5 protein-coding genes are annotated in these 5,282 nt (G+C 73.6%); 4 read left to right on the top strand and 1 reads right to left on the bottom strand.

The window, feature by feature from the left end; translation table 11 throughout:
- Positions 1–566: PucR family transcriptional regulator ligand-binding domain-containing protein (locus KN815_RS46225; protein ID WP_216347771.1), on the bottom strand; the 566-nt coding region annotated here is incomplete at its 3' end.
- A gap of 234 nt (positions 567–800) precedes the next feature.
- On the opposite strand from KN815_RS46225, the gene KN815_RS46230 reads away from it, so the two are divergent.
- The 4 genes from KN815_RS46230 to KN815_RS46245 form a co-directional block, all read left to right on the top strand.
- A complete protein-coding gene (locus tag KN815_RS46230) occupies positions 801–1,691 on the top strand; it encodes an FAD binding domain-containing protein (RefSeq protein WP_216347772.1) in 891 nt (296 codons plus the stop codon).
- Positions 1,682–2,425, top strand: coding sequence for a 2Fe-2S iron-sulfur cluster-binding protein (locus KN815_RS46235; RefSeq protein ID WP_216347773.1), 744 nt, complete (start codon positions 1,682–1,684; stop codon positions 2,423–2,425). The genes KN815_RS46230 and KN815_RS46235 overlap by 10 nt, the downstream gene beginning before the upstream one ends.
- A 2-nt stretch (positions 2,426–2,427) precedes the next feature.
- The gene (pucD, locus tag KN815_RS46240; protein ID WP_216347774.1) at positions 2,428–4,824 is read left to right on the top strand and encodes a xanthine dehydrogenase subunit D; all 2,397 of its coding nucleotides are present in this window, start codon (positions 2,428–2,430) and stop codon (positions 4,822–4,824) included.
- An 81-nt stretch (positions 4,825–4,905) separates the two neighbouring features.
- A partial coding sequence (locus tag KN815_RS46245) for an XdhC family protein (RefSeq protein ID WP_216347775.1) occupies positions 4,906–5,282 on the top strand: 377 nt, incomplete at its 3' end.

The following is a 5,282-nucleotide window of genomic DNA, read 5'->3' on the forward strand; positions in this document are numbered from 1 at the left end:
GCCGCGGGCGGTTCGGCGGCCGCTCCGGCGGCGGTGGGCCCGGCGATCCGGCGGCCGGTGGGGGAGAGCACCCACGCGGTCAGGTCCAGGTCCGAGCGGAGCAGGTCCAGGGCCACCTCGGGGCCGCCGCCCGCGGGCCCGGACGTCATCAGCCGCCGGTGCCGGTCGACGACCGCCGCCAGATCCCCGGCCCGTTCACCGGAGACCTGGCGCACCACATGCTCGGTGATGGTGGCGAACGCGACATCCTCGACCACGGAGAACAGCGGCAGCCGATGCCGTCCGCAGGCCAGCACCAGATCCTCCGGCACGGCGCCCAGCTCCGCCTCGCCCGCCGCCAGCCCCGCCACCCCGGCCGCCGCGAGGATGCGGACGAACCGCTCGGAGTCCTCCGGCTCACGCCGCCAGGCGAGCCCGGTCAGCACGAGTTCACCGCCCGAGAGATAGCGGCTGGGGTCGCGCAGATCGGTGGTCATGACGCCGCGTACGGTACGGTCCAGCTCGCTCTCGCCACCGAGCAGGCGCAGGCCCAGGGTGTCGTTCTCCAGCAGTGCGCGCAGCCGCATGGGATGCCAGCCGATCTTGTTCCGTGTTGCCGGTCGAATACCGCGAGGTTTCGGGTCCCCGCCGTTCGTTCGAATCTACAAGACCCGCCCCCTGGCCAGCCAATTGCTTCATGCCTTCGGTGACTGCACCAGGTGGCCCACGCCTCGGTCTACTGGCGTTGAGTCGCGTGCAGAGTTCTGGGAGGGGGCTCCCGCCTGCCGACGGCGACGCCGACGATTCGAGAAGAGAGACCCATGGACTTCCTGCGCCCCGCCGGCTGGGAGGAGGCGCTCGCCGCGAAGGCCGAGCACCCCACCGCCGTGCCCATCGCGGGCGGCACCGATGTGATGGTCGAGATCAACTTCGATCACCGGCGGCCCGAGTATCTGCTCGATCTGACCCGCGTCGCCGAACTGGCCGAATGGGAGGCCACCGACCGTACGGTCCGGCTGGGCGCGGGCGTCCCGTACACCCGGATCATCGAGGAGCTGCGGGCCGAACTGCCGGGGCTGGCGCTCGCCGCGCACACCGTCGGCTCACCGCAGATCCGCAACCGCGGCACCGTCGGCGGCAATCTCGGCGCCGCCTCGCCCGCCGGGGACGCGCATCCCGCGCTGCTGGCGGCCGGGGCCGAGGTGGAGGCGGCCTCGATGCGCGGCACCCGGCGCATCCCCGTCGAGGAGTTCTTCACCGGGGTCAAGCGCCATGCCCTGGAGCCCGATGAGCTGATCCGGGCGGTGCACATCCAGAAGGCGGACGGTCCGCAGCAGTTCTCCAAGGTCGGCACCCGGAACGCCATGGTGATCGCGGTCTGCGCCTTCGCCGTCGCGCTCCATCCGCGCACCCGCACCGTGCGCACCGGCATCGGATCGGCCGCGCCCACGCCCGTACGGGCCCATGAGGCCGAGGAGTTCCTGGGCGCGGCGCTCGAGGAGGGCGGCTTCTGGGACAGCGGTGCGCCCCTCGACCCGTCGACGGCCCGGCGGTTCGCCGAGCTGTGCGCCGGGGCGTGCCGCCCGATCGACGACGTACGCGGCAGCGCCGCCTACCGCCGCCACGCGGTGGGGGTCATGGCGCGCCGCACGCTCGGCTGGACCTGGGAGGCGTATCGCGAGGGAGACGGGAGGACCGCACAGTGCGCGTGAACATCACGGTCAACGGGCGGCCGTACGAGGCCGATGACGTCTGGGAGGGCGAGTCCCTGCTGTACGTGCTGCGCGAGCGGATGGGGCTTCCCGGTTCGAAGAACGCGTGTGAGCAGGGCGAATGCGGTTCCTGCACGGTCCGCCTCGACGGGGTGCCGGTCTGCGCCTGTCTGGTGGCGGCGGGGCAGGCCGAGGGCCGCGAGGTGGTCACCGTCGAGGGACTCGCGGACCACGCCCGGCAGCGGTCCGCGAAACCGGCTGGAGCCGTCTGCCCCGGTGAGCCCGAGGCGGGTCATCCAGGGAAGCCCGAGGTCGGCGGCCTCGTGGAGCCCGAGACGGGCCGCCCTGGCGAGCCCGATACGGCCCGCCGCGCGGAGCCTGGTACGGGCCGCCCCGTAGGGCCTGATGTGGCGCGCCCCGTGGAGCCCGGGCTCGGCCACCCCGGAGAGCCGGAGACAGCCCGTCCCCGGCGGCCCGGGTCATCCCGCCCCGGGCAGGTCGTCGCCCCGCTGGCCCCCGTCCAGCAGGCGTTCATCGACGCCGGGGCCGTCCAGTGCGGCTTCTGCACCCCCGGACTGCTCGTGGCCGCCGATGAGCTGCTGGAGCGCACCCCCGACCCCTCCGACGCCGATATCCGCGAGGCGCTCTCCGGCAACCTCTGCCGCTGCACCGGCTACGAGAAGATCCTCGACGCGGTCCGGCTCGCCGCCGCCCGCACCGGGAAGGCGGTCTGACCATGGCAGCCGACCGCACCGCCAGTGCCCCCACCGCCCTCACCCAGGCCACCGGCGCCACCAGGGGGACGATCGGCGAGTCCACCCTGCGCCCCGACGGCACCCTCAAGGTGACCGGCGAGTTCGCGTACTCCTCGGATCTGTGGCACGAGGACATGCTGTGGGGCTTCACCCTCCGCAGCCCGTACGCCCACGCCGCGATCAGGTCCATCGACACCGCCGGGGCGCTCGCCCTGCCCGGGGTGTACGCCGTGCTGACCCATGACGATCTGCCCGCCGAAACCCACTACGGCCTGGAGATCCACGACCAGCCCGTGCTCGCGAAGGACCGGGTCCGCTACCACGGCGAGCCCGTGGCGATCGTCGCCGCCGACCACCCCGAGACCGCCCGCCGCGCCGCCGCCCGGATCGCGGTGGAGTACGAGGAGCTGCCGCTGGTCGTGGACGAGGCCACCGCCACCGCGCCGGGCGCGCCGCTGCTCCACCCCGGCCGCCGGGACCACCACGCCGCCCACGTCCCGCACCCGAACATCGTGCACCGCCAGCCCGTTCTGCGCGGCGATGTCGCCGCCGCCCGGGCCCGTGCCGATGTGGTGGTCCGCCGGGACTACGAGGTGGGCATGCAGGACCAGGCGTTCCTCGGCCCGGAGTCGGGGCTCGCGGTGCCCGCCGAGGACGGCGGGGTGGACCTCTACATCGCCACCCAGTGGCTGCATGTCGACCGCGATCAGCTCGCCCCGGTCCTCGGGCTGCCCGCCGACAAGGTGCGGCTGACCCTGTCCGGGGTGGGCGGGGCGTTCGGCGCGCGCGAGGATCTGTCCATGCAGGCGCACGCCTGTCTGCTGGCGCTGCGCACCGGAAAGCCCGTCAAGATCGTCTACAACCGCTACGAATCCTTCTTCGGCCATGTCCACCGCCACCCCGCCAGGCTCACCTATGAACACGGCGCGAGCCGCGACGGCACGCTGCTCTACGTCCAGTGCCGCATCGTCCTGGACGGCGGGGCGTACGCCTCCTCCTCCCCGGCGGTCGTCGGCAACGCCGCCTCCCTGTCGATCGGCCCCTACGTCGTCGAGAACGTCGACGTCGAGGCCATCGCGCTCTACTCCAACAACCCGCCCTGCGGTGCGATGCGCGGCTTCGGCGCCGTCCAGGCGTGCTTCGCCTACGAGGCGCAGATGGACGCGGTGGCGGCCGAACTCGGCCTGGACCCGGTGGAGTTCCGGCAGCGCAACGCCATGTCCCAGGGCGCCGCCATGCCCACCGGGCAGCTTGTCGACTCCCCGGCCCCGGTCGCCGAGCTGCTGCGCCGGGTCAAGGCGCTGCCGATGCCGCCCGAGCGCGCCTGGGAGGCGGCGGGCGGCCCGGTGGACGTACGGGCCCTGCCGGGCGGGCTGTCCAACACCACCCACGGCGAGTCCGTGGTGCGCGGGGTGGGCTATGCGGTCGGCATCAAGAACGTCGGCTTCTCCGAGGGCTTCGACGACTACTCCACCGCCCGGATCCGGCTGGAAGTGATCGGTGGCGAGCCGGTCGCCCTGGTGCACACCGCGATGGCCGAGGTCGGCCAGGGCGGGGTCACCGTGCACGCCCAGATCGCCCGCACCGAGCTGGGCGTCGACCGGGTCACCATCCACCCGGCCGACACCCGGGTCGGCTCGGCCGGCTCCACCTCCGCCTCCCGCCAGACATATATGACGGGCGGCGCCGTCAAGCACACCTGCGAGGCGGCCCGGGAGGAGGTGCTGCGGCGCGGCCGGGAGCGGTTCGGCGCCTCCCACCCCGCCTGGGCGGAGCCCGCCCGGCTGCGGCTGGCGGACGGCAAGGTGGTCACCGACGGCGGCGAGGTGATCGGCGACCTCGCCGGGATCCTCGGCGAGGAGGCGATCGACCTGGAGCGGGAGTTCCGGCACCGGCCGACCGAGCCGTTCGATCTCCGCACCGGCCAGGGCTTCGGCCATGTGCAGTACTCCTTCTGCGCCCATCGCGCGGTCGTCGAGGTCGACACCGAGCTGGGTCTGGTCAAGGTGGTCGAGCTGGCGGCCGCGCAGGACGTGGGCAAGGCGATCAACCCGCTGTCGGTGGTCGGGCAGATCCAGGGCGGTTCCACGCAGGGGCTCGGGCTCGCGGTGATGGAGGAGATCGTCGTCTCGGCGGACGGGGCGCGGGTGCGCAATCCGTCCTTCACGGACTATCTGATCCCCACCATCCTGGACACCCCGGCCATGCCGGTGGACGTGCTGGAGCTGGCCGACGACAACGCCCCGTACGGGCTGCGCGGCGTCGGCGAGGCGCCCACGCTCTCCTCGACCCCGGCCGTCGTCGCCGCCATCCGCGCGGCGACGGGCCTGCCCCTGAAGCGCGTGCCCGTGCGCCCGGAGCACCTGACGGGCACCTGAGGGCAGATATCGGGAGCCGAGTGCGTTGTTCCGGATATCGATGTGCCGCGTATCGATGCGCCGCCCAAGGAGCTGATCACCATGCTGGACATCGCCGCCGAGCTGCGCCGCTGGTGCGAGGAGGGCCGGGACTTCGCCGTGGCCACCGTGGTCTCCGTGGGCGGCAGCGCGCCCCGGCAGCCTGGGGCCGCGCTCGCCGTGGACGCCGAGGGCACGGCGGTCGGCAGCGTGTCCGGCGGCTGTGTCGAGGGCGCGGTGTACGAGCTGTGTCAGGAGGCGCTGCGTACCGGCGAGACCGTACGGGAGACCTTCGGCTACTCCGATGAGGACGCCTTCACGGTCGGCCTGACCTGCGGCGGAGTCATCGATGTGCTGGTCAGCCCGGCCCCGGCGGCCGACCGCCTGGTGCGCCCGGTGCTGGCCGCCGCCGCGTCCGCCGCCGCCGACGGCCGGACGAC

It is taken from the genome of Streptomyces niphimycinicus (assembly GCF_018883605.1).
Classification (GTDB): Bacteria; Actinomycetota; Actinomycetes; order Streptomycetales; family Streptomycetaceae; genus Streptomyces; species Streptomyces niphimycinicus.

What these genes read in the sequence shown, in the direction of transcription:
- KN815_RS46230 (WP_216347772.1), top strand. Translation starts at nt 801, where the DNA reads ATGGACTTCCTGCGCCCCGCCGGCTGGGAGGAGGCGCTCGCCGCGAAG.
- pucD (WP_216347774.1), top strand. Translation starts at nt 2,428, where the DNA reads ATGGCAGCCGACCGCACCGCCAGTGCCCCCACCGCCCTCACCCAGGCC.